Genomic DNA, 24,314 nt, shown 5'->3' with positions numbered 1-24,314 from the left:
CGATCGAATATGGACCGCCTCACCGCCGCCGACGTCTTCGTGCGCATCGCCGAGCGCGGCAGCATGACCGCCGCCGCCGAATCGCTGGACATGTCGCGCGCTATGGTCACGCGCTACCTCGCGCAGATGGAGGCCTGGGCCGGCGCCCGGCTCCTGCACCGCACCACGCGCCGCCTGGGCCTCACGGCGGCCGGCGAGCAGGCCCTGGCGCGCTGCCGGCGCATGCTGGAGCTGGCCGCCGAGATGGCGGTGCCGGTGGGCGAGGGGGCCGAGGTGCCGCGCGGCCTGCTGCGCATCGCCAGCTCGCAGTCGCTCGCGCAGGAGGTGCTGTCGCCCGCGGTGGCCGAGTTCCTGCGCCGCCATCCGCTGGTGGCCATCGACCTGCACATCGATTCCCGGCCGGTCAACCTCGTGCAGGAGCGCATCGATCTGGCCGTGCGCATCAGCAACGACCTGGACCCCAACCTCATCGCCCGCACGCTGGGCGAGTGCGCCTCGGTGGTGTGCGCCGCGCCCGCCTACCTGGCCGCGCACGGCACGCCGCGCCGTGCGCAGGACCTGGCGACGCACAACTGCCTCACGTATTCGTACTTCGGGCGCAGCCTGTGGGAGTTCACGCACCGGGGCGAGCGCATCGCGGTGCCGGTGGGCGGCAACCTGAGCGCCAACGAATCGCAGGTGCTGCTGGCCGCCGCGCTGCACGGCGCGGGCGTGACGCTGCAGCCGGTCTATGCCGCCGCGCCGCTGATCGCCCAGGGGCGGCTCACGGCCCTGCTGCCGGGCCATGTGCCGCGCACGCTGGGCGTGCATGGCGTGTACGCCTCGCGCCGGCAGGTGCCTCCGGCGCTGCGCGCGCTGCTGGATTTCCTGGTGGAGCGCTTCGCCGATCCGGCGCACTGGCAGGCCGGGCTGCCGGTGCCGGCCGCCAAGGCGCCGGTGCGGGCGAAAAAAAGCCGCTGAGGGCAGCGGCGGGGGAGGCGGTGCCGCAGCCCCGTGGCAGGGGCAGTGCGGAGTGGCGCGTCACTGGTGGGTGAAGGTCGCCTTGCGCTTGTTCACGAAGGCGTCCATGCCTTCCTTCTGGTCGCTGGTGGCGAACAGTGCGTGGAACAGGCGGCGCTCGAACATCACGCCGTCGGACAGCCCGCTCTCGAACGCGCGGTTGACCGATTCCTTGGCCGCCATCACGGCGATCTGCGAGAAGTCGCTGATCTGCAGCGCGGCGCCCAGGGCCTCGTCCATCAGCTGGGCGAAGGGCACGACGCGGCTGACCAGGCCGGCGCGCTCGGCCTCGGCGGCATCCATCATGCGGCCGGTGAGGGCCATGTCCATGGCCTTGGCCTTGCCCACCGCGCGCGGCAGGCGCTGGGTGCCGCCGGCGCCGGGAATGACGCCCAGCTTGATCTCGGGCTGGCCGAACTTGGCGTTGTCGGCCGCGATGATGAAGTCGCACATCATGGCCAGCTCGCAGCCGCCGCCCAGGGCGAAGCCGCTCACCGCGGCGATCACCGGCTTGCGGATGGAGCGGATGCGCTCCCAGTTGCGCGTGATGTAGTCGCCCTTGTACGCGTCGGCGAAGCTGTACTGCGCCATGGCCCCGATGTCCGCGCCCGCGGCGAAGGCCTTTTCGCTGCCGGTGACGATGACGCAGCCGATCTTCTCGTCGGCGTCGAAGGCCTGCAGCGCCTCGCCCAGCTCGTTCATGAGCTGGTCGTTCAGCGCGTTCAGTTGCTTGGGCCGGTTCAGCGTGATGACGCCGACCTTGTCCGCCTCGATGCGGACCTCGATGACTTCGTAGGCCAAGGGGGTATCTCCGTTGCTCGTTGTGATCGGCAGACTATACCCAAGGGTCTTCGGCAAGCCTCTGCAAGGCTCCTCTACTGGCCCGCTCCGCCATCCAGCCAGCGGTTGGCCAGGGCTGCGTCGGCCACCGACAGGCCGATGGTGTCGGCATCGGGCTCGGCCCCCGCGTGGGCGGGCTGCGGCAATTCCAGTGCCAGCTTGAGCAGCCGCCGGTCACGCGCCACCAGCGCCGTCACGCGGGGCTCGACGCCGGCATAAAGGGGCACGTCGTCCAGCCGCTGCACGCGCCAGGCCTCGCCCTGCACCTCGATCCCCAGCCATTCGTCGCCCGCCGCGAAGCCCGCCTGCTCGGCCAGCCCGCCGCGCAGCACCACCTTGATCTGCAGGCCCGGGCCCTCGGCCACCCGCACCCCCAGGCGCTGGGCCAGTTGCGCCGGCTCGCCCTGCAGCGTGACGCCGTTGGCCGCCAGCAGTTCGGCCAGGGGCAGGTCGTCGGTGCCGTGCACCCACTGCGCGATCTCGGTGGCGAACGAGCGGCCCGCCAGCGCCTGCACCGCGGCGAGCAGGTCGGCCTCGGACATGGGCCCGGCGGCGCAGCGCTCCCACAGGGCGCGCATCACGTCGTCCAGCGTGGCCTGGCCTTCGCGGCGCAGGGCCAGATCCAGGCACAGCGCGACCAGCGAGCCCTTGGTGTAGTAGCTCACCGTGCTGTTGGGCGTGTTCTCGTCCTGGCGGTAGTACTTGACCCAGGCGTCGAAGCTGGCCTGCGCCACCGACTGCACCTTGCGGCCCGGCGTCTGCAGCACTTGGTTGATGGTCTTGGTGAGCAGGCGCAGGTAGGCGGCGTTGTCGATCAGGCCCGCGCGGCGCAGCAGCAGGTCGTCGTAGTAGCTGGTGAAGCCCTCGAAGAACCACAGCAGGCGCGTGTAGTTCTCCTGCGTGTAGTCGTACTGCGCGAACTCCGCCGGGCGCAGCCGCTTGACGTTCCAGGTGTGGAAATGTTCGTGGCTCACCAGGCCGAGCAGCGTGTTGTACCCCTCGGGCGCCCGCGCCTGGCCGATGCGCGGCAGGTCGCGCCGTCCGCAGATCAGCGCGGTGGAGTTGCGGTGCTCCAGGCCCCCGTAGCCGTCGTCCACCACGTTCAGCAAGAACAGGTAGTTTGGGTAGGGCGGCTTGCCGCTGCCGTGCCAGAAGCGGATGCCGGTCTCGCAGATGCGGCGCACGTCGGCCACGATGCGGTTGCCGTCGAACGAAGGCGCGGCGCCCGCGATCACCAGCCGGTGCGGCACGCCGCAGGCCGTGAAGCGGATGCTCCAGAACGGGCCCATCTCCACGGGGCAGTCCACCAGCTCGTCATAGTGCTCCGCGCGGTAGGTGCCGAAGCCGGCGCGCGTGGTCTTCTCGGCAGTGAGCCCGGTGGCGACGGACCAGCGCGCCACCGCGGGCGTGCTCACGATTTCGAGGTCGTGGCGCGCGGCTTCCTGGCCATGCACGCGCAGGCACAGGCTGGTGCCGTTGAAGAACCCGCGCGTGGCATCGAGGAAGGCCGTGCGCACCGAGGTGTCGTAGGCGCAGACTTCGTACGTGAGCACCAGCGGGTGGTCGTTGCGGCACTGCACCTCCCAGCGGCACTTGTCCAGCTGGGCCAGCGGCACTTCCTTGCCGTCCTGCTGCGCGCGCAGGCGCTGCAGGTTCTTGGCGAATTCGCGCACGAGGTAGCTGCCGGGAATCCACACGGGCAGCGACAGTTCCTGCTGCGCTGCGGGCCTGGCCACCGTCAGTGTCACGCTGAACAGGTGGGCGTGCAGTTGCGCGGGCTCGACGCGGTAGTGGACGGCGGGGTGGGGAGTGCGAAGGACGGACATGGTGCGTGCGGCGCTGAAGGGTCGGGGAAGGCCCGGGCCGGCGCAGGGAGTGGTCCGCGCCGCCCGGCGGTCAGTGGCGTGCGCGGTGGCGGCCGCCGCGCACGCCGGGGCTCAGTTGCCGGAGCCGCCGGCGTCGGCCATGCGCTTTTCGACTTCCTGCGCGTTGATCGCTCCCGGCACGCGGGAGCCGTCGGCGAAGATGATCGTCGGCGTGCCGGTGATCTTGTGCTTCTTGCCGAAGGCCAGGTTGCGCTGCACGGCGGCGGTGTCGCAACTGGCGGCGGGCGCGGGCTTGTCGCGGACCATCTGGTCCTGCCAGGCCACCACGCGGTCCTTGGCGCACCAGATGTTGCGGGACTTCTCGGCCGAATCGGGGCTCAGGATGGGGTACAGGAACATGTACACGGTGACGTTGTCCACGTTCTGCAGGTCCTTCTCGAAGCGCTTGCAGTAGCCGCAGTTGGGGTCTTCGAACACCGCGATCTTGCGCTTGCCGTTGCCGCGCACGATGGTGAAGGCATCCTTGAACGGCAGCGCCTCGAAGTCCACGGCCGTGAGCTTGTTGATGCGGTCTTCGGTCAGGTTGCGGCGGACCTTGGTGTCGATCAGCTCGCCCTGGATGAGGTAGTTGCCCTTGGCATCGGTGTAGAAGAGGTCGGTGCCGATGCGCACTTCGTACAGCCCCTGCATGGGCGTGGTGCGCACCTCGTCGATCTTCTCCAGCTGCGGAATGCGCTCGGACAGCGCCTTGCGGATGACCGCTTCCTGGGCGAACGCGCCCAGGGACAGGGTGAGCGCGGCGCCGGCCAGCAGGGAGGAGATCAGTTTCATGCGATTCTTTCGTTCTACAACTCGTTGTTCATCAATGCAATGCGCCGCGGCGGTCGCCAGCGGCCCGCCTTTCGGCCCTTCGTTCCGTCCCGTCAGCGCAGGCCCATGGCCTGGCGCGTCACCCAATCCTTGAGCGGGCCGCTGCGCTCGAAGCCCTTCATGCCCCAGTTGCGCAGCGCCATCAAAGGCCCCTCGCTGCGCGAGAAAAGCTGCTGCAGCCCGTCCATCGTCCAGCCCATGGGCAGCAGGGCCGCCTTGCGTTCGCGCTCGTACTGGCGCAGCAGCCGCAGGTCACCCACGCCGCGCCAGTAATCGCGCCCGTTCAGCACGCGGGCCAGCGCCTGGGCGTCGCCCAGCCCCAGGTTCAGGCCCTGGCCGGCCAGCGGATGCACGTTGTGCGCCGCATCGCCCGCCAGCACCCAGCTGCGCGCGGCGCCCGGTTGGCCCGGTGCCGCCATGGGGCCGCACCAGCGGTCCGCGCGGGCCTGCTGCAGCGGCCAGGCCGTGCGGTCCGCGCTCAACTGCACGGTGCCCAGGGTGTTCTGGCTGGCTTGCTGGATCTGTTGTTCGAATTCGGCGGGATCGAGGGCCGCCAGGCGCTGCGCCCGGTCCTGCGAGACTGACCAGACGACCGCGACGGAGTTCCCCGTGGCGCCTTCCAGCGGCAAAAAGGCCAGGATGCCGTCGGGCAGGAACCACTGCCGCGCCACCTGGCCGTGGGGCCGCTCGCACTGCAGCCGGGTGGCCACCGCGTGCTGCCCATACGGCAGGGTGGCGAAGTCCACGCCGAATTCCTCGCGCGTGCGGCTGGCGCGGCCCTCGCACACCACGGTGAGCGCGGCGGGCACCGGGGCGTCCACCCATTCGGCCTGGGGCTGGAACCGCAGCGCATCGGCCAGGCGGGCCTCCAGCGCGGGCACGTCCACGATCCAGGCCAGCGCTTCGGTGCCCTGGCGCTCGGCATCGAACGTCACTTCGCCGCCCTGGTCGCCATGCACCTGCATCTGCCGCACCGCGGTGGCGTGTGCGGCATCGGGCCAGCTGCGCACCGATTCGAGCAGCCCGCGCGAGGCGGCGTTCAAGGCATAGGCGCGCACATCGGCCGCCGGGGGCGCTGGGGTCCCGACCAGGGCCACACGGAGCCGTTCGCGGGCCAGCAGCAGGGCCAGGGTGCGGCCCACGACGCCAGCGCCACGGATACATACATCAAAGGTTTGGGCCATGCCGGGCATTGTAGGAGCCGGCCAAGGCGGCACGGGCGGGCACAATCCCGCTTTCACCGATGGGTTTCGCGCCCGCGCCCCTGGAGCTTTTTTCCCGTGACTTTCCGCCCTGACCACGACCTTGCCGGCACCATCGCGCGCCTGTTCGTCCACCCCGTCAAATCCTGCGCCGGCATCGAAGTGCGCCAGGCGCTGCTCACCGACACCGGGCTGGACCTGGACCGCGCCTGGATGGTCGTGGACGCGGCCGGCCACTTCCTCACCCAGCGCACCTTGCCGCGCATGGCCCTGGTCCGGCCCCAGCTCAAGGTGCAAGAAATGGTGCTGCGCGCCCCCGGCATGCTGGCGCTGCACGTTGCGATCGACCAGGTGGAAGGCCCGGCCACCGTGCAGCTGTGGGACGACACGGTGCCCGCCTGGGACATGGGCCCGCTGGCCGCCCAGTGGTTCACCGACTTTCTGGGCCAGCCCTGCCGCATGGTGCGGTTCGACCCCGAGCACCGCCGGCTGTCCAGCCCGAAGTGGTCCGATGGCCTGGAGGTACCCAACCTCTTTTCCGACGGGTTTCCGTTGCTGCTGGCCAGCCAGGCTTCGCTCGACGGTCTGAACGAGCGGCTGCGGGCCGCCGGCCATGCGGCCGTGGGCATCGAGCGCTTTCGCCCCAACATCGTGGTCGATGGACTGCAGGCGCACGACGAGGACCGCATTGACCGGCTCTACATCGGCACCGGGGAGGGCGAGGAAGTGCACCTGCAGCCCACCAAGCCCTGCGCGCGCTGCCCCATCCCGGACATCGACCCGGCCACCGCCGCCAGCAGCCCCGAGGTGAGCGACATGATGCGCACCTACCGCCACGACCGGCGGCTGGGCGGGGCCGTCACCTTCGGCATGAACGCCATCGTGCGCGAAGGCGCCGGCCGCATGCTGCGCGTGGGCCAGCCTGTGGCGGCCGATCTGCGCTTCGAATGAGCCGCCCGGACAGGGCCCGGTTGGCCCTGTCCGCGGTGGACTCGGGTCCACCCCGTAAAATCGCGGGTTTGTCTCCCGAACACCTGAAAGCCCTGCCATGAGCCTGAAATGCGGCATCGTGGGCCTGCCCAATGTGGGCAAGTCCACCCTCTTCAACGCGCTGACCAAGGCCGGCATCGCCGCCGAGAACTATCCGTTCTGCACCATCGAGCCCAATACGGGCGTGGTGGAAGTGCCCGATCCCCGCCTGCAGCAGCTCGCCGACATCATCACGCCCGAGCGCATCGTGCCGGCCATCGTCGAGTTCGTGGACATCGCGGGCCTCGTGGCCGGCGCCAGCCAGGGCGAAGGCCTGGGCAACCAGTTCCTCGCGCACATCCGCGAAACCGACGCCATCGTGAACGTGGTGCGCTGCTTCGAGGACGACAACGTCATCCACGTGGCCGGCCGCGTGGACCCGATCTCCGACATCGAAGTCATCCAGACCGAGCTGTGCCTGGCCGACCTCGCCACGGTGGAAAAGGCGCTCAACCGCTACAGCAAGGCCGCCAAGTCGGGCAACGACAAGGAAGCCGCCAAGCTGGTGTCCATCCTGACGCCCATCCAGGCCGCGCTCGACCAAGGCAAGCCCGCGCGCACCGTGCCCTTGAGCAAGGAAGACGCGCCGCTGCTCAAGCCCTTTTGCCTGATCACCGCCAAGCCCGCCATGTTCGTGGGCAACGTGAGCGATGACGGCTTCGAGAACAACCCGCTGCTGGAGCGCCTCAAGGAATATGCCGCCGCCCAGAACGCGCCCGTCGTGGCCATCTGCGCCAAGATGGAAGCGGAAATGTCCGAGATGAGCGACGAGGACCGCGACATGTTCCTGGCCGAGATGGGCCAGGCCGAACCCGGCCTGAACCGCCTGATCCGCGCCGGCTTCACCCTGCTGGGCCTGCAGACCTACTTCACGGCCGGCGTGAAGGAAGTGCGCGCCTGGACCATCCACGTGGGCGACACCGCGCCCCAGGCCGCAGGCGTGATCCACGGCGACTTCGAGCGCGGCTTCATCCGTGCGCAGACGATTGCCTTCGAAGACTTCATCGCCTTCAAGGGCGAGCAGGGCGCCAAGGACGCGGGCAAGATGCGCGCGGAAGGCAAGGAATACGTCGTCAAGGATGGCGACGTGATGAACTTCCTGTTCAACGTTTAAACCGGCACGCGTCGGTTTTTTCAAGCTTGGCCGACGTTTGCGGGCGTCGGCCAGCGCTCGGAAAAATGCAGGGCTGTCTAGTGGCGCTCTCGATTCCTTGATTTCAATAAGAGCGAAATAGCGCTTCTTGGATAGAGCTTTGCCGCGGATGCATATTGCAGTGGTGGAGTTTGGCCAGTCCGTTGACCTGAACGCTCGCGATAAGCTTCTCGCATCAGACATCTATCGGCCGGCATGCTCTCTTTCGGCTGAACGGCAGTTCAGGCTAATTTCGAGCTTTTACCCACTCCCCCACTGGCAGGCCGTTTTAGACCCAAAGCGATTGCTTCCCAGTGGCGTGGTGTGAAAACACGATCTGCGACTTTGGGTGGGATGGCAAATGATGTGCTGTGCAACTGCAGCTTGAAGAGCGAGAAAAATATGCTGTTAACCGATATAGCCGTCGAGCACACTCTGGTGTCCAAAAATGGGGTTCGTCAGACTTTCTTGCTCCATCCGTTTACCGATACACAGCGAGATTCGCTTGGTAAATTCGAGATCGTTCGTGACATCAGTCGGCCAGGATTCAAAGACGTCAAACGTTCGACCTTCGTAACGTTTCAACAATTAGCGGAGTTGTATGCGAAAGGTGCACTCGAAGAATTCGGGTTTTCCGTTCGCATGTGTCCGGGTCGGGGCACGTACCCCGCCAAGAATCCAGCAAAAAAGATACTGCCAACCAGCATCAAGCCAGGTTCACCGTTCGACCTGGCTGTTCAAAAGGTGGATGTTTCAAAACCTGCGAATCGCGAATTGAGAACCGCCTTGCTTCGCACCGACGTCCAAATTGAAGGGTGACGCCGCTGATTGATATGGAGTACCTGTGAATCCATCCGTTGCCCATGCTGAACTCATCGCCACTTTCAAGCGGGCCGAGGCAGATGCCGCTCACAAGTTCGGATTGATCAAAGCTGCTGCGGCTAAGGGCCCGAAGGCAGTCCAAGCCGCCTCCAAAGCCGCTGCAAAGGCAGCAAAACGCAGGGACTCGTATGCAAAAAAGCTGGGCAATCTGGGGGTGAGCCTCAAGGATTGAGCGCGGCCAAGCCTACAGCGTGATGTGTGGAGAAATGCATGAGCCGCTTCAGGCTGTTGAGAGACATTCGCCACTGAATGACGACTTTAGGCGGCCGCAACAAGCGGTCAGTGGGGCCTGCGGGCAATGCGTGTCCGGTGTTCATCCAGAACCGGCCGTTCAGCAATAGGCAAGCTATGCGGCGCCAGCTCACCCCTGCGAAGGCCTCGATTTCAGCTGTCGACGACGCCGTACTAGCGCTCACGAATCAAAGCCGTCCAAGACTTGACCGAATTGGGCGCCTGGAAGCTGGCATTCGTACCGTCGAGCAGCAAATGTGAATTTGTGAGGCCAGACCGCTTCAGCAAGGCGGTGAAGAACTCCTTCGGCACCGTCAAATGTGGGTGCCAGTGCGCTTGACTCAGAGATGCCCACCGTGCACGATTATTTGAGAAGGAGAGGGAGACGCATGAGCGACGATTGGACGGATGCTGAGCTATCGGCTGCGGTGGACGCTTACAACGGAATGGCACGCCGGGAGGCCGAGCGCAAGTCCTACTCGAAGCGTCAGGTATACCGCGACCTAGCCAAGCAGTTCCCACGCACGGAGAAGGCATTCGAATACCGAATGCAGAACATTTCTGCTGTCCTCCTTGAAATGGGCGAGCAGTGGCTACCTGGCCTCAAACCGGCTGGAAACGTCGGTGCGAACGTCAAGCCGCGTTTGGCTGCGATGCTGGCGAAGACGGTGAAGCGCCGATCTGCGCCCGCCAAGGATGAGCAAATTTACAAGGATCAACTCCCCGCGATCCGTGACTGGCTCATCGAAGTTGCAAGGGTTGGCGAGACCGTCCGCTACGGCCAGGTGATGGCAGCGTTCGGCATCGGGTTTCGCAACATCCGGCGGGTGATGGACTTCCTGGGTCACCAGTCCGAGAGCCTTGACGAACCCATCATCACAGCGCTGATCGTCTCCCCGATGGGCAGATGCTCGCCAGGATTCGAGAAGGAGTTCGGCATTGCTGACGACGCTGCTGAGCGAGAGCGGCTGTACGATTACTGGAAGGCGAACACGAATACGACGCCGCCAGAGACGGATGAGCGCCTGGAAGTGAAAGCGGCAAGGTTTGCCAGTGTCGAGGTGCGTCCCGATCAGGCCGCGTTTAGGCGAGAGGTGTTCATGGCCTACAAGGGTCGGTGCGCCATATCGGGCTGCGATGTGGGGAAGGCGCTTGACGCCGCACACAAGATTGGTCACAACTGGCGCGAAGGCCACAACCGGGCCGAGGATGGGCTGCTGCTCCGCAAGGATCTTCACGCCTTATACGACCACAAGCTGCTGACGATCGACGACGCTGGTGTTGTGGGGACTCATACTTCAATCAAAAAGCACTACGGTGCGCTCGACGGTACGACTGTCGGACAGTGACCGCTTATGTGATCGGTGCTGGACCGGATTCGGGCAAGGAGTTGGCGTGCTGCACTGGAGGTCATCGCTGCTGGCAGTACCAGTCAGATGCCTGGCACCAATCGTCCACGAATGCCGGCTTCTGGCCGAGACAAGGAGCCTGCCAGATCGACCGCAAGGCGTCCGTGGTCGGTCAAGTCCATCCGCCGAAGATCGGCAGCCGGCTTCGGCAGCCAGGTAAGACCCGGTACCGGCCAGGAACTGCTGCTCACGCGGAGGCGTTGCCGTGTTCGTCATGTGCCGCAAAACCTGGATGCTGGGAGATCCTCACCATATCAGCGCAGACATGAGTGACCGCTTTTCGGCAGCGAGATCGACGATCCGAAGATCTGCTCAGGGTAGCGCAACTTCGGAGGCCGGAGCAGCGATCTTCCTATGGCGGGATGCCCTGGCGGTACGGCAGACATTCGCGAACGACCGCGGCGCCCTCTCGGACCGGCCGTTCGTCGAGCCATTGGCCAACCAAGTCAGTGACCGGTAGGTGGCCGAGAGGGTGAGTACGGCAGCGGCGACCGAAGGGCAGGAGACGCTGCATAGTCGACCTTCAAGTTGACTTGACCAGTGCACGCTCTGGGTCGATTACAGCGCCCGTCTGTTCGTCGGTGCTCACCTTGATCCGATGGATTTCCACGGCCCGTCTGGGGACATCAAGCGTCAGAGCAGAGAGACGACTACCCATCGAATCCTGTTCATGCCTGCGCGCCCAGACCCGCGCCCGAAGGCTGCCTTGCGCAGCCCACGGGCGCCCCCGGTCAGCGGGGCCGGAAAGCGTAGACGTCAGGGTTCCAAACCTGCCCACCCTCATCGTTCTGGCACGAGAAGCCAAAGCCTGAGAACACGTACATCACCCCACCCACCGCGGCCGCGTTGGTGCGTTTGATCGCCGGGAAGGCATCGCCGCCCGGGGCCAGCAGGCGCCACTTGCGGTCGTGCAGGTTGAAGCGCCACAGTTCGGACGTGGCGTTTTGCGGAAACGCTGCGCCGCAGCCGGAACTGCCGCCCGGCAGGTCGCCCCCGGCCATCAGCAGCGCGTGGCCGATCTGCACGGTCGATCCCTGGTGGCGGGGCGCATCGACGTTTTTGTCGGCTTCGGCGGGCGTGATGTTCTGCCACTGGTGGGTGGCGAGGTCGAAGCGCCAGGTGTCGTTCAACGAGACGAAGCCGTCGCTGTCGCTGAATTGCCCGCCGTACAGCGTCAATTGCCCGTCCCATGCGCGCCCGGCCACCGCGGCCTCATGGCGCGAGGTCGGCGAGTTCGGGTCGCCATTGGCGATGATTTGGGTCCACAGATTGGTGCGCAGGTCGAAGGCCCACAGGTCGTTCAAGGTGTTGAAATCGGTCTGGATGCCGCCGAACACATAGACCTTCTCGCCGTCCACCCACATGGCGGGGCGCGACCGGGCCGAGGGTCCCGGATTGCCCGGCTGCAACTGCGTCCAGCGGTTCAGCAGGGCGCTGTAGGCCCACAGGTCGTCGAAGAACGTGAGCGAAGAAAGGTCGGCGCTGTAGTTGGCGCCGCCGAACACCAGCATCCAGTGCCGCGCCGGCACGGCGGCACTCGCGGCGAAGGCCCGGGCCGGCGGCTTGGCGCCGGAGGGCGACAGCGGCGTCCACCGGGCCAGGCGGGGGTCGAAGCGGTACAGGTCGTCGTAGAACGTGTTCTCGCCGCTGGCGAAATCGTCCTTGACCCCGCCGAACAGGTAGATGGACCCGAGGACCGGCGCCACAGCGGGCGTCGAGCGCACGGACGGCCCCTCGCCCGTGGTGACCAGCCGGCTCCAGCGGCCGTCTGCTGCGGCTGATGCTTCTGCTGCGCTCCCATGCGCCTGCGCCCCGGGGGCGATCAGCGCCAGGGCCATTCCCAGGCCCCACAGAAATCGTTTCATGAAATTCCTCCGTTGTAATGATTGAAATGAACCCAGTCAGTCGTCCGGACTTCTCCGGCAACGACCGCGCGCAGTCTATCTTTCCGCTGTTCGGAATATTGGATCGGTCACCACTGGATGCATCTGTAACCTGTGCAGGCTGTCAAAGGGGCTTGCGCGCTGCAGTCAGCGGCGTTGGCATCGTGGCGCGGCGCGCCCCCTGAGGCGACTCCGGATGTTCTTCGAGTCCTACAGAGGGCCTGCGTGGCTTCGGCGACAGTCAGCGGGTGCGGCCCCGAGCCGCGGGTCATCCTGGCGCTCCGCGTGTCGATGGGTTGGTTTCACACAAGCGCCGGTTGATCGGCGGAACGAAGAAGGATGCAGAGTTGGACAAACGCATGGCACCGATGACCGTCCTGCACCGCGTGCGGCAAATCGCCTGGGCCATTCCGGGGCTGCCCGTCATCGCCCTGGCGATCCGCAACTACATCCTCCACCAGAGCGCGAACCAGGCCGGGAGCATGGCGTTCTCCTCGGTGCTGGCGATGTTCCCGCTGCTGATCCTGCTGTCGGCCACGGCGGCCTATGTGGGCGAGCCCGGGGATGCGGCGGCCCTGGCCCAGCGCGTGCTGGAATATGCGCCGCCGGTCGTGCGCGACGCGATGCAGCCGGTGATCCAGCAGGTGCTGGCGCAGCGCAACCAGGCGCTGCTGGCGATCGGCTTCCTGGTCACGCTGTGGACGGCGTCGTCGGGCATGCAGGCTGTGCGCACGGCGCTGAACCGCTCTTACGGCATCGAGCGCGGCCTGCCGTTCTGGAAGGCGCGCATCAAGGTGACGGTGTTCACGGTGGTGGTGGGCGGCGGCATCTTCGCGGCGTTCAGCTCGGTGATCGTCATGCCCTATGTGTGGCAGCTGCTGGAGCGCAACGTGGGTGTGGGCCAGGAGACGCCCTGGCTGCGCAACAGCGTGCGCTACGGCTCGGCGTTTTTGGTGCTGACGGTGCTGTACGCGCTGCTCTATGGCTGGCTGCCCGATCTGCGGCAGCGGCTGCGCACCGTGGTGCCGGGGGCCATCGTGGGCGCGGCGATGTGGGTGGGGGCGGCCGCCACCCTGTCGTACACGCTGCGCAGCGCCGGCAAGCTGGCGCTGGTCTATGGCAGTTTCGCGGGCGTGGTGGCCACGCTGGTGTTTCTGTACATCAGCGCCACCACCCTGATCTTCGGGGCGGAGGTCAACGGGGTGCTGCGCGACGGTGTCGAGCCGCTGGAGGCATCGCCCCAAGCGCCGGCCGAACCCCCGGAATCCAAGCCGCAAGCGGTCCCGGCGACCGGCTCTCCTCCATCGCCGCAGAGCCAGGGGTGACCGGCGCGGGCTTCGCGCCGATGCCTGCTTACCGCAGGTCCATCCCCGCCCGGACCAGTGCGGCGCCTTGGCCGCTGACCGCTGACCGCTGACCGCTGACCGTTCTTTGCTGGCATAGCGCACTGGGGCCGCTGTGCCGCATCTCCCATCCTTCCCTTGAGCGCTGAAGTGCGCCCGGCCGCCGTGCCCGGGTCCGCAAAGAGCGTGGCACAGCGCAGTGCCGCGACATTCTTGCGACATGCCGTCCGTACGCTGCGATGGCTGCCCACCCGGGCGAGCGATTCCGGTCCCTGCCGGCCTCTCGCTTCCGGTGCGCGGCACATCTTCCGAACCTTTCAGCACTTCTGGCGCTTATGAACACCTCTTGCTCCGTCCTGGCCTGCCTCCTCACCCTGCCCGTGCTCGCCACGGCGCAGACCGCATCGCAATCCGAGGCGCCGTCCCCGCGCTGGGGCCTGGGCCTGGGGCTCATGGTCAAGGACAGCCCCTATGCCGGCGAAGGCAACAAGACCACCGCGTTGCCGCTGATCCGCTATGAAGGCGAGCGGTTTTACTTTCGCGGGCTGACCGCCGGCGCGCATCTGATGCACAGCAAGGGCTTCAGCCTGGATGCCATCGCTTCGCTGCGCACCGACGGCATCTCGGCCAAGGACTTCGGCGTGCCGGAACTGGCGCGCAACGGCATCAACCGCAGCCTGCTGGAGGACCGGGACAACGGCCTGGATCTGGGCGTGGCCGCGTCCTGGCGCGGCGCGGCCGGTGAATTCGAGCTGACCGCCAAGGCCGACGTGACGGGCGCGAGCGAAGGGTTCGAGCTGAGCGCCAGGTACGGCTACGGCTTCCAGCTCGGCCGGGGGCGGCTCACCCCCAGCATCAGCGTGAGCTATCTGTCCAAGGACATGGCCAACTACTACTACGGCACCTTGAACGAAGAGGTGGCGCGGGGCGTGGTCGATTACAAGCCCGGTGCGGCGACGATCCCCAAGCTGGGCCTGACCTACGTGCACCCGATCGGCCAGCACTGGCAGTTCATGACGGCGCTGCAATACAAGGTGCTGCCCAAGAAGATCACGAACAGCCCGCTCCTGAAGGCCGACACGAACGGCGAAGGGTCGGTGATGTTCGGCCTGTCCAGGAGCTTCTGATGCGCGGCGGGCCGGAACGACAGGCATCGGTGCCGTCCGTGGGGAAGGGCGCGGCCGTGGGCTGCGCCGCGAATGCGATCAGGCCGGCCTCCCCGGCCGGGAGCTGGCTGCTGGCAAAGGCCTATATGTCCGTGTACCGCCACGGCAGCCCGCGCGCGGCGGGCCGTGGCGAGCAGGCGCCGAGCCCGCTGGCCAGGGCGGCGGCCAGCACCGATAGCACCGATGGCGCAACCGGAGCGGCGCTGTGATCGCCACCGTGCTGGCGGGCCTTGCCGGGGGCTGGCTGGTGGCCATGGCGTATGTGTACCGGTTGCGGGGCCGGGCGCGGTACGCCAGCGTGCAGCAGTATTGGCGCAAGAGCTGGCCGGTGTTCGCGCTGCCCAACGCCGTGCTGTATCTCTTCACCCGGCGCTGGGCCCGTGGTCCGTTCGTGCCGGTCGATCGCTACGCCCAGCTTGCGCAGCTGGCGCAGCACTGGGAAACCCTGCGCGATGAAGCCCTGGCCATGCAGGCGCACGGGGGGTTCGACGAGGCGCGGCGCCAGGGCTCGCCCGCGTCGTTCGATGTGGGCTTTCGCACCTTCTACAAATACGGCTGGAGCCGCTATTACCTGCACTGGTATGGCTACACCTACCCATCGGCGATCGCCAGCTGCCCCCGAACCCTGGAGATCCTCTCGCGGTTTCCCGACATCCGGGCGGCCATGTTCGCCGTGCTGCCCCCGCGCTCGGGGCTCACGCCCCACGCCGATCCGCTGGGCTGCTCGCTGCGATACCACCTGGGGCTCGCAACGCCCAATGCGGCGCAGTGCTTCATCAACGTCGATGGCGTCGAGCGGGCCTGGCGCGATGGCGAGGCCTTCGTGTTCGACGAGACCTACCTGCACTTCGTGACCAACGACACCGACGCGCCGCGGCTCATCCTGATGTGCGACGTGCGCAGGCCGATGGCGCTGCCCGGGCGCGTTTTCAATGCGGCGTATTCGCTGCTGGCCCGCGCGGTCCAGACGCCCAACGATGCCCGCGACCGGCGCGGCGTCGCCAGTGCCTTGTTCGCCGCGCTCGCCCCCGTGCGCGCCCGGGGAAAGCAGCTGCGCGAGCGCAATCGCCCTCTCTACAATGCCCTCAAGTGGGGCATCAACCTGGCTTTGCTGGGTGCGGTCTTCGGCATCGCCGCCGGCGCCCTGGCGTCGGTGCAGTGGCTGCTGCCGGCGTGACCGCCCGCCGCGGCCTTTCATCCCCTTGCTGTGAAACTGCCTGTCCAGTGAACGCCAGCCTCGCCCATCCCGTCCCTCTGCAAGTCCTCATCATCGAGGACAACCGCGCGCTGGCCGCGAACATCTTCGACTACCTGGAGGCCTGCGGGCACGTGCCGGATGCGGCGCCCGATGGCAACTCGGGCCTGGATCTGGCCATCCGCAACCGGTACGACGCGATCGTCCTGGATTGGATGCTGCCCCGGATGGACGGCATGAGCGTTCTGTGCAAGCTGCGGCAGGAGCATGCCTGCGTGACCCCCATCATCATGCTCACCGCCAAGGACCAGCTGGAAGGCAAGCTGCTGGGCTTCGAGAACGGGGCGGACGACTATCTGGTCAAGCCGGTGGCCCTGCCCGAACTGGAGATCCGCCTGCGGGTGATGGTCAGCCGTGCCCAGGCCCGGGCGGCGGCCGGGCGCACCTTGCGGGTGGGCGATCTGGCCTACCACCTGGATACGCTGCAAGTGACGCGGGGCACGCGCTCCGTCGCGCTGTCGGGCACGTCCCGAAACATCCTGGAGCTGCTGATGCGCGAATCGCCAGGCACCGTGCGCCGCGACCGGCTGGAGCGCCTGATCTGGGGCCAGGACGTTCCCGACGCAGACCTGCTGCGCTCCAGGATGCACCTGCTGCGGCGCGAGATCGACCAGCCCGGCGAAGCCCGGCTGCTGCATACCGTCACCGGGGCCGGCTACCGGCTGGGCGGGGCTTCGGCGTGAAGTGGCCATGGCGCGTGCAGAGCCTGCAGTGGCTGATCAACGCCACCTTGCTGATGTTCGGCGCCATGCTCGCCCTGGCGCTGCTGGTGCAAGGCAAGCTGAGCCAGGGCCTGGTCGAGCATCCCATCTGGCACCACCTGCTGGAGTCGGGCACGCGCAGCGTCCTGCAGTCGTCCCGGCCCGATCTGAGCGACACGCTGCCGACCCAGGGCACGGTCAAGGGCTGGCTGCTGCCAAGCGGCGCCACGGCTGCGCCCGGCATGCCGGCGTTCTTCGCCGCGCTGGCCCCGGGGTACTACACCGAAGGCCAGATCGAACAGATCGCCGATCCTTCGACGTTCGCCGTCGCCGTTTCGATTCTCACGCCCCGCAAGGCACCATTCGCCAGCGCAGGCGATGCGGCGGACCGCTCCCGCAGCTACACGGTCATGGTCACGGCCGTGCCGCAGGGCCGGCTGATCATGTCCATCGATCTGACCGAACTGGAGGACGAGCAGAACCGCAGCGTCCAGCTGAGCGTGCTGTTCATGCTGTTCAACCTCTTGATGATCGGTGCGGTGATCTGGTGGCTTCAACTGAGCCTGACCCGGCCCGTGCAGGACCTGGCGCGGCGGATGCGCGAGCTCGATCCGCTGAAACCCTCGCAGCGCCTGCCCGTGCGCTACCGCAAGAGCGAGCTCAACGTGATTGCGCAAGAGGCCAACGCGCACCTCGAACGGGTGGAGCTGGCGGTGGAGCGCGAGCGCAGCCTGCTCGACCAGGCCAGCCATGAATTCCGCACGCCGCTGGCCATCATCTCCGGCGCGGCCGACGTGCTGCACCAGCAGGCCTTGCCCGAGCGCGCCCAGCGGCCCCTGCACCGCATCGACGAGGCGGTGGAGAACCTGACCCAGATCATGGAGGCGCTGCTTTACCTGTCGCGCGAGCCCGGTCCCGAAGAGCGCCGGCAGGTCACGGTGCTGCACGCGCTGGTTCCCGACCTGGTGCGCGACCACGCCTATCTGCTGTCCGGAAAGCCCGTGCGCTACGTGCTCGATGCGCTGGAGCCCACCACGTTGATGGCGCCCGAATCCATGGTGCGCATCGCGGCGGGCAACCTGTTGCGCAACGCCGCCGAGCACACGCACGAGGGCGAGATCCATGTGTCGATCACCGGCGCCACGCTGTGCATCCGCGACACCGGGTGCGGCTTCGACACGGCGCAGTCCGCCCACCGATTCACCGAGTCGTTGAAGCAATCGGGCAAGCGCGCCGGGGGCGCCGGGGGCGCGGGCATGGGCCTGTTCCTCACCCAGCGCATCTGCGAGCGGTTCGGCTGGCGGCTGGTGCTGGAGTCGTCGGTCTCCGTGGGTACCTCGGCCATCCTCCACTTCGAGCCGGGGCCGGTCAGGCCGGGTTAGGGGACTTTCAGGGCCCGCGCCGGCCGCAGCGCAGGGGGGTTCGTGAGGATTGGAGTGAAAAAGGCCATCAGCGCATATTCCACTAGGGCATATTGCTATTGAATTGGTAGCAACAGGAATTCAGCCCCCTGCCTCGGGCCAGAGGTACAGCAGGCCCGCCGTCATGGTCAGGTAGCGCCCGAACTTTCCCACCGCCATGTAGGCCACGCACTGCCAGAAGGGCAGCTTGAGCCAGCCGGCCACCGCGCACAGCGGGTCGCCCACGATGGGCAGCCAGCTCAATAGGCACGCTTTGGCGCCGAAGCGCTGCAGCCAGGCCAGCGCCCGGGGGTTGGAGTGCTCGCCACGGGCGCGGTCCACGGCCTTGTGCGCCCCGTAGCCCATCCACCAGCTCAACGCGCCGCCCAGGGTGTTGCCGGCGGTGGCCACCAGCACGGCGGGCCAGAAGAGTTCGGGGTTGAGCTTGATGAGGCCGAACACCGCGGGCTCGGAGCCCAGCGGCAGCAAGGTGGCGGAGATGAACGACACCAAAAACACGGTGCTGAGGCCGTACTGGGGCAGCGCCAGCAGGTCCATGAGGTGGTTCATCCAGATTTCCATAACTGGGGCGCAGTTTAGGGGACGCCCGCCCGCCGCCTTTGTCGGACAGGCGCTTGGGCTCCGATACGATCCCGCTGCGGCGCGCCCGGGCGGCGGGCACGCGTTGCACACCCATACAAGAGGAGGTTCCCCCCATGCGATGGATCGATGTTTCCGTCCCGGCCGCGCGCCGTGCCCTGGCCGTGTGCGCGCTGGGCCTGGCCTGTTGGCTGGCCGGCGCGGCGCAGGCTGCGGTCCTGCACCTGGAAGGTCCGGCCGGTGCCCGGCAGGTCGATACCGAAACGCTGCTGCGCCACCCCGAGGCGCGCGACATCGACGTGCCGGCGGACGTGGCCTACCACCGGCCCATGCGCTACCGCGCCGTGCCCCTGTCCGCCGTGCTGAACGGCCTGGGCCTGGGCGCGGGCGACGTGCTGGAGGCGGTCGCGCTCGATGGCTTCGTCGCCCAGTTGCCCGGCGCGCTGGTGCTGCGCCCGGGGCGGGGCCAGGCCTGGCTGGCGGTCGAGCCGGCCGGTGCGCCCTGGCCCGCGCTGCCGGGCAAGGCGTCGGGCTCCGGGCCGTTCTACATCGTCTGGCCGGTGGCCGACGGCGTGCTCAGCGAGCAGTGGCCCTACGCGGTGGCCCGGCTGCACGTGCGCGAGGCGCCGGAAAAGCGCTGGCCCCGGATCGGCGTCGCACCCGAGGTGCCCGCGGGCGATGCGCGCCGGCGCGGCCAGGCGATCTTCGTGGCGCAGTGCTTCGTCTGCCACACCATGAACGGCGGCGGCGAGGCGCGCCTGGGGCCCGACCTGAACCTGCCGATGAGTCCCGTGGAGTACTTCCAGCCGCAGGCGCTGCGCCAGCTGGTGCGCAACCCGGCCAGCGTGCGCCAGTGGCCCGGGCAGTCGATGCCCGGCTTCTCGCCGGACCGGCTCAGCGACAGCGATCTGGACGATCTGGTGAGCTACCTGCAGCACATGGCCCGCGAGCGCCGCGGGGCGCGCTGAGAACGGCGCGGCAGGCCGCCGATGGGGGGCGGTGGCGGCGCCGGACGCAACTTTTCATTTGCTGAAATTTTGAGCAGTTACAATCCTGCCTCCTTTTTCAGCACGCGCTGCCTCCCCCCTCCCATGCACATCGGCCACATTCCTTTGGCGAACCGCCTGTTCGTCGCCCCGATGGCGGGCGTCACGGACCGGCCGTTCCGCCAACTGTGCAAGGCGCTGGGGGCAGGCTACGCGGTGAGCGAGATGGTCACCTCGCGCAAGGACCTGTGGGACAGCCTCAAGACCTCGCGCCGGGCCAACCACGAGGGCGAGCCCGGCCCCATCGCCGTGCAGATCGCCGGCACCGACGCCGAGATGATGGCCGAGGCCGCGCTCTACAACGTGGACCGGGGCGCCCAGATCATCGACATCAACATGGGCTGCCCGGCCAAGAAGGTCTGCAACAAATGGGCGGGCTCCGCCCTGATGCAGAACGAGGCCCTGGCCCTGGAAATCGCCGAGGCGGTGGTCCAGGCCTGCGCCCCGCGCAACGTGCCCGTCACGCTCAAGATGCGCACCGGCTGGAGCCAGGAGCACAAGAACGCCGTGGCCCTGGCCCGGGCGTTCGAGGGCGTGGGCATCCAGATGCTCACCGTGCACGGCCGCACGCGCGAGCAGGGCTATCGTGGCCAGGCCGAGTACGACACCATCGCCGCCGTGAAGGCCGCGGTGCGCGTGCCGGTGGTGGCCAACGGCGACATCACCTCGCCCGAGAAGGCGCGCGAGGTGCTGGCCGCCACGGGCGCCGACGCGATCATGATCGGGCGCGCGGCGCAGGGCCGGCCGTGGATCTTCCGCGAGATCGCGCACTACCTTGCCACGGGCGAGCACCTGGCGCCGCCGCTGGTGGCCGAGGTGCGGCGCCTGCTGCTGGACCACCTGCAGGACCACTATCGCCTCTACGGCGAGTTCACCGGCATGCGCAGCGCGCGCAAGCACATCGCCTGGTACGTGCGGGCCCTGCCCGGCGGCGAGGCGTTCAGGCAACACATCAACACCATCGAGGACTGCTCCGAGCAGTGGCACGCGGTGGCCCGCTATCTGGATGCGATCGGGCAACGGATGGACCGGCTGCCCCCCGCGCACACCGAGGACGCAGACCCCAGCGAAAAACAGGAAGACCTGGCGGCATGAGCAAGAAACACATCGAAGAGTGCGTGCGGGAGAGCCTGCAGGGCTACTTTCGCGACTTAGGCGGCGAGACGCCGGACGGCATGTACGACATGCTCGTGCGCGTGGTCGAAAAGCCCCTGCTGGAAGTGGTCATGAGCCACGCCGACAACAACCAGTCCCGCGCCGCCGAATGGCTGGGACTGAACCGCAACACCTTGCGCAAGAAGCTGGTGGAGCACAAGCTGCTGTAATGCGGTTGCTATAAATTTAATAGCGATATGCCATAGTGGATATTGCGCTGAAGCCCGATTTCAATCAAACCCACCCTCTGCCATGAACGCACTTCTCTCCGTCTCCGACAAGACCGGCATCGTTGAATTCGCCCAGGCCCTGCACGCGCTGGGCATCCGGCTGCTGTCCACCGGCGGCACCGCCCAGCTGCTGGCCAAGGCCGGCCTGCCCGTGACCGAAGTGGCCGAGGTCACGCAGTTCCCCGAAATGCTGGACGGCCGCGTCAAGACGCTGCACCCCAAGGTGCACGGCGGCTTGCTGGCGCGCCGCGAACTGCCCGAGCACATGGCCGCGCTGGCCGCGCACGGCATCGACACCATCGACCTGCTGGTGGTCAACCTCTACCCCTTCGAGGCCACGGTGGCCAAGGCCGGCTGCACGCTGGCCGACGCGATCGAGAACATCGACATCGGCGGGCCCGCCATGGTGCGCAGCGCCGCCAAGAACTGGAAGGACGTGGGCGTGGTGACCGACGCCGCGCAGTACGAGAGCGTGCTGGGCGAGCTGAAGGCGTCGGGCAAGCTGTCGGATGCGCTGCGCTTCGGCCTGTCGGTCGCCGCGTTCAACCGCATCGCGCAGTACGACGCGGCCATCAGCGGCTACCTCTCGTCCGTCACGTTCGAGGCCGAGAAGCTGGCCGAGGACTACGTGCCCGCGCGCACGGCCTTCCCCGGCCAGAGCAACGGCATCTTCACCAAGGTGCAGGACCTGCGCTACGGCGAGAACGGCCACCAGCAGGCCGCGCTGTACCGCGACCTGTACCCCGCGCCCGGCTCCATCGTCACCGGCGTGCAGCTGCAGGGCAAGGAGCTGTCGTACAACAACATCGCCGACGCCGACGCCGCCTGGGAATGCGTCAAGAGCTTCGACGTGCCGGCCTGCGTGATCGTCAAGCACGCCAACCCCTGCGGCGTGGCCGTGGGGCTCGATGCCCTGAGCGCCTACGGCAAGGCGTTCCAGACCGATCCCACCAGCGCGTTCGGCGGCATCATCGCCTTCAACCGCCTGGTGGATGGGGCTGCGGCGCAGCAGATCGCCAAGCAGTTCGTCGAGGTGCTGATGGCGCCCGACTTCACCGCCGAGGCGCTGGAGGTCTTCAAGGCCAAGGCCAACGTGCGCCTGCTCAAGATCGCGCTGCCACCGGCCCTGGACGCGGCGGAATACGCCCTGGGTGGCAACACCCCCTGGCACCGCGGCCGCAACGCGGTGGATGCCAAGCGCATCGGCTCGGGCATGCTGCTGCAGTCGGCCGACAACCATGAGCTGTCGATGATCGACATCAAGGTCGTCACCCAGAAGCAGCCCACGCTGGAAGAGATGGAAGACCTGCTGTTCGCCTGGAAGGTCGCCAAGTACGTCAAGAGCAATGCCATCGTGTTCTGCAAGGGCGGCATGACGATGGGCGTGGGCGCCGGCCAGATGAGCCGCCTGGACTCGGCCCGCATCGCCAGCATCAAGGCGCAGCACGCCAACCTCTCGCTGGCCGGCACGGTGGTGGCGAGCGACGCGTTCTTCCCCTTCCGCGACGGCCTGGACGTGGTGGTGGACGCGGGCGCGACCTGCGTCATCCAGCCTGGTGGCAGCATGCGCGACCAGGAAGTGATCGCCGCCGCCGACGAGCGCGGCGTGGCCATGGTGTTCAGCGGCGTGCGCCACTTCCGCCACTGAGCCGGGCGGCAGGAACCTCCCGATGCGCGAAGGCCCTGCCAGCGCGGGAAAGGCAGACCCTGCCTTCCTGCGCTGGCAGGGCCTTCGCCGTTGTGGCGCGTCAGGTCACCCGACGGTCTGGACGGATTGGCGCACGCTGCCGGCGCCGTGCACCTTGCTGGGGTCGCCCGCCATCACGTTCACCGGCGTCTTGCCGCCGTCCACATCGGTGTTCGAGATGTTCACGGTGGAGTGCTTGGAGTCGAAGCGGAAGGTGAAGGCCTTGAGGTTCTGCAGCGTCGAATCGGAGATGTCCACGTTCGCCGTGATCGGGTAGCCGCCGCGGGTGACCGCCAGCTGGCCGATGTTGTCGGCGTAGATGCCCTTGAGCTTCAGGTCCACATCGCCGTTGATCTGGATCGCCTTGTCGTGGCTGTTCTGGAACGACGAGTTGGTGATCTCCACCTTCGCGGGGCCGCTCGGCAGGTCCTTCGCCGAGATGCCGGCGCGCTGGGCATCGACGGCCTTGTTCTCCGCGCCATCCACGGTGACGAAGTCATCGCCGGTCTGCAGGCCGTGCACGTTGTCCAGCTTGGCATCGCCCAGCAGATGGATGCCGTCCCCGCCCTTGAACTGCAAATTCTTGATCGATGCGCCCGGCTCGAGGATGAACATCGGCAATTGCGTTTCGGCGGTGCCGCCGCCGTTCAGCCCGGCGCCGGCGTTGAACAGCTTGCCTTGCCCGTCGTAGGTCGTGCCCGCCTTCACGATGATGGGCTTGTTCACCTCTTCCACGCCCGTGGGCTCGGTGACCTTCATGTTCGCTGGGGGCTTGGTGACGGTGCCGCCCGAGGGTGAATCCGTCGCGGGCGCCGGGGCCGGTGCCGAGGTGGGGGCGGACGCCGGGGCCTTGCCCGTGCCCGTTTCCGTCGGTGCGGGTGCCGGCGAAGGCGGGGTCTTGTTCCCTGCCGTGGCCGGGTCCGGCGCGGGTGCGGGCGGTGCTGCCGGCGGCGCAAGAGCCGGGGCGGGTGCCGGCGCCGGTGCGCTCGGTGCCGGTGTGGCTGTGCTGGTGGGAGACGGTGCCGGCGAAGGGCCCGAGGAAGGCGCAGGCGCGGGCGACGGGGGGGCCGACGGCGACGCAGACGGAGATGGGGCAGGAGAGGGCGATCCGCTGCTGGAGTCGTCGGACTTGCCGGCGCCCTGCAGGGCGGACAGTTCCTTGATCAGCTTTTCCAGAAAACCCTGCAGCAGCGACTCGATGGCTTTTTGCAGCGACTGGCTGTCGGCGCCCGATGTGGAGGAGGGCGAGTTTCCGGAGTGGACCTGGGACTTGCGTTGGGTGTTCCAGGCACTGAAGGAAGAAAGAAGGTCGATGGGGCTCATGCGTGCTCGCGATCTCGGCGGAACGGGCCGCCGGTCAAAATGCCACGCAACATGCGTGGCTTCGCGAACACTGTGCGCCGCGCGCCCAGCCTGCGGAGTGGCCGC

Annotated in this window: 23 protein-coding genes; 16 read left to right on the top strand and 7 right to left on the bottom strand. The window is 67.6% G+C overall.

The window, feature by feature from the left end; all coding sequences use genetic code 11:
* The first annotated feature begins 9 nt into the window (after positions 1–9).
* Positions 10–960: a LysR family transcriptional regulator gene (locus M5C98_RS19740; protein WP_272549132.1), complete on the top strand. Its 951-nt coding sequence runs from the start codon at positions 10–12 to the stop codon at positions 958–960.
* Positions 961–1,020: 60 nt separating this feature from the next.
* Here M5C98_RS19740 and M5C98_RS19735 read toward each other — a convergent pair whose 3' ends face one another.
* The 4 genes from M5C98_RS19735 to M5C98_RS19720 form a co-directional block, all read right to left on the bottom strand.
* Positions 1,021–1,800, bottom strand: a complete 780-nt coding sequence (locus M5C98_RS19735) for an enoyl-CoA hydratase (protein ID WP_272549131.1) — start codon at positions 1,798–1,800, stop codon at positions 1,021–1,023.
* A gap of 74 nt (positions 1,801–1,874) precedes the next feature.
* Entirely contained in the window at positions 1,875–3,665 is a 1,791-nt protein-coding gene (locus M5C98_RS19730; RefSeq protein ID WP_272549130.1) for a M61 family metallopeptidase, read from the bottom strand.
* A 111-nt stretch (positions 3,666–3,776) separates the two neighbouring features.
* The gene (locus M5C98_RS19725) at positions 3,777–4,496 is read right to left on the bottom strand and encodes a DsbC family protein (RefSeq protein ID WP_272549129.1); all 720 of its coding nucleotides are present in this window, start codon (positions 4,494–4,496) and stop codon (positions 3,777–3,779) included.
* Between the two features lie 92 nt (positions 4,497–4,588).
* Positions 4,589–5,719: an FAD-dependent monooxygenase gene (locus tag M5C98_RS19720; protein ID WP_272549128.1), complete on the bottom strand. Its 1,131-nt coding sequence runs from the start codon at positions 5,717–5,719 to the stop codon at positions 4,589–4,591.
* 96 nt (positions 5,720–5,815) lie between these two features.
* Between M5C98_RS19720 and M5C98_RS19715 the strand changes: the two genes are divergently transcribed.
* From M5C98_RS19715 to M5C98_RS19695, 5 genes are all read left to right on the top strand, one after another.
* Positions 5,816–6,688, top strand: a complete 873-nt coding sequence (locus tag M5C98_RS19715; RefSeq protein ID WP_272549127.1) for an MOSC domain-containing protein — start codon at positions 5,816–5,818, stop codon at positions 6,686–6,688.
* Positions 6,689–6,785: 97 nt separating this feature from the next.
* The gene (gene ychF, locus M5C98_RS19710; protein ID WP_272549126.1) at positions 6,786–7,880 is read left to right on the top strand and encodes a redox-regulated ATPase YchF; all 1,095 of its coding nucleotides are present in this window, start codon (positions 6,786–6,788) and stop codon (positions 7,878–7,880) included.
* A 402-nt stretch (positions 7,881–8,282) separates the two neighbouring features.
* Positions 8,283–8,717 carry a hypothetical protein gene (locus tag M5C98_RS19705; RefSeq protein ID WP_272549125.1) on the top strand — a complete coding sequence of 145 codons (435 nt, stop codon included), beginning with the start codon at positions 8,283–8,285 and terminating at the stop codon, positions 8,715–8,717.
* Between the two features lie 25 nt (positions 8,718–8,742).
* Entirely contained in the window at positions 8,743–8,952 is a 210-nt protein-coding gene (locus M5C98_RS19700) for a hypothetical protein (RefSeq protein WP_272549124.1), read from the top strand.
* Between the two features lie 448 nt (positions 8,953–9,400).
* Positions 9,401–10,360 carry an HNH endonuclease gene (locus M5C98_RS19695; RefSeq protein ID WP_272549123.1) on the top strand — a complete coding sequence of 320 codons (960 nt, stop codon included), beginning with the start codon at positions 9,401–9,403 and terminating at the stop codon, positions 10,358–10,360.
* Positions 10,361–11,151: 791 nt separating this feature from the next.
* Here the strand turns inward: M5C98_RS19695 and M5C98_RS19690 are convergent.
* Positions 11,152–12,285, bottom strand: coding sequence for a Kelch repeat-containing protein (locus M5C98_RS19690; RefSeq protein WP_272549122.1), 1,134 nt, complete (start codon positions 12,283–12,285; stop codon positions 11,152–11,154).
* A 377-nt stretch (positions 12,286–12,662) separates the two neighbouring features.
* Here M5C98_RS19690 and M5C98_RS19685 point away from each other — a divergent pair, with 377 nt between their 5' ends.
* The 6 genes from M5C98_RS19685 to M5C98_RS19660 all read left to right on the top strand — a co-directional run bounded on the left by M5C98_RS19685 (position 12,663) and on the right by M5C98_RS19660 (position 18,150).
* The gene (locus tag M5C98_RS19685) at positions 12,663–13,628 is read left to right on the top strand and encodes a YihY/virulence factor BrkB family protein (RefSeq protein ID WP_272549121.1); all 966 of its coding nucleotides are present in this window, start codon (positions 12,663–12,665) and stop codon (positions 13,626–13,628) included.
* Between the two features lie 353 nt (positions 13,629–13,981).
* Positions 13,982–14,773, top strand: a complete 792-nt coding sequence (locus tag M5C98_RS19680; protein WP_272549120.1) for a MipA/OmpV family protein — start codon at positions 13,982–13,984, stop codon at positions 14,771–14,773.
* Between the two features lie 125 nt (positions 14,774–14,898).
* Positions 14,899–15,021, top strand: a complete 123-nt coding sequence (locus M5C98_RS19675; protein WP_272549119.1) for a hypothetical protein — start codon at positions 14,899–14,901, stop codon at positions 15,019–15,021.
* Complete coding sequence (locus M5C98_RS19670; protein ID WP_272549118.1) at positions 15,018–15,989, top strand: aspartyl/asparaginyl beta-hydroxylase domain-containing protein; 972 nt, start codon at positions 15,018–15,020, stop codon at positions 15,987–15,989. The genes M5C98_RS19675 and M5C98_RS19670 overlap by 4 nt, the downstream gene beginning before the upstream one ends.
* A gap of 47 nt (positions 15,990–16,036) precedes the next feature.
* Positions 16,037–16,750: a response regulator transcription factor gene (locus tag M5C98_RS19665; protein ID WP_272549117.1), complete on the top strand. Its 714-nt coding sequence runs from the start codon at positions 16,037–16,039 to the stop codon at positions 16,748–16,750.
* Positions 16,747–18,150 carry a sensor histidine kinase gene (locus M5C98_RS19660; RefSeq protein WP_272549116.1) on the top strand — a complete coding sequence of 468 codons (1,404 nt, stop codon included), beginning with the start codon at positions 16,747–16,749 and terminating at the stop codon, positions 18,148–18,150. The genes M5C98_RS19665 and M5C98_RS19660 overlap by 4 nt, the downstream gene beginning before the upstream one ends.
* A 120-nt stretch (positions 18,151–18,270) precedes the next feature.
* Here M5C98_RS19660 and M5C98_RS19655 read toward each other — a convergent pair whose 3' ends face one another.
* Positions 18,271–18,750, bottom strand: a complete 480-nt coding sequence (locus tag M5C98_RS19655) for a YqaA family protein (RefSeq protein ID WP_442867202.1) — start codon at positions 18,748–18,750, stop codon at positions 18,271–18,273.
* Positions 18,751–18,884: 134 nt separating this feature from the next.
* Between M5C98_RS19655 and M5C98_RS19650 the strand changes: the two genes are divergently transcribed.
* From M5C98_RS19650 to purH, 4 genes are all read left to right on the top strand, one after another.
* A complete protein-coding gene (locus M5C98_RS19650) occupies positions 18,885–19,736 on the top strand; it encodes a c-type cytochrome (RefSeq protein ID WP_272549114.1) in 852 nt (283 codons plus the stop codon).
* Positions 19,737–19,859: 123 nt separating this feature from the next.
* Positions 19,860–20,909, top strand: a complete 1,050-nt coding sequence (gene dusB / locus M5C98_RS19645) for a tRNA dihydrouridine synthase DusB (RefSeq protein WP_272549113.1) — start codon at positions 19,860–19,862, stop codon at positions 20,907–20,909.
* Positions 20,906–21,139 carry a Fis family transcriptional regulator gene (locus M5C98_RS19640; RefSeq protein WP_005799570.1) on the top strand — a complete coding sequence of 78 codons (234 nt, stop codon included), beginning with the start codon at positions 20,906–20,908 and terminating at the stop codon, positions 21,137–21,139. The genes dusB and M5C98_RS19640 overlap by 4 nt, the downstream gene beginning before the upstream one ends.
* A gap of 82 nt (positions 21,140–21,221) precedes the next feature.
* On the top strand, positions 21,222–22,847 hold the full coding sequence (purH, locus tag M5C98_RS19635; protein ID WP_272549112.1) for a bifunctional phosphoribosylaminoimidazolecarboxamide formyltransferase/IMP cyclohydrolase: 1,626 nt from the start codon (positions 21,222–21,224) through the stop codon (positions 22,845–22,847).
* Positions 22,848–22,952: 105 nt separating this feature from the next.
* On the opposite strand, the gene M5C98_RS19630 is transcribed toward purH, so the two are convergent.
* Positions 22,953–24,209, bottom strand: a complete 1,257-nt coding sequence (locus tag M5C98_RS19630; protein WP_272549111.1) for a pectate lyase — start codon at positions 24,207–24,209, stop codon at positions 22,953–22,955.
* Positions 24,210–24,314: the final 105 nt, after the last annotated feature.

It is taken from the genome of Acidovorax sp. NCPPB 3576 (genome assembly GCF_028473605.1).
Taxonomy (GTDB): Bacteria; Pseudomonadota; Gammaproteobacteria; order Burkholderiales; family Burkholderiaceae_C; genus Paracidovorax.
Note: the sequence above shows the minus strand (reverse complement) of the source record. Positions and strands in the feature narration are given on the sequence as shown.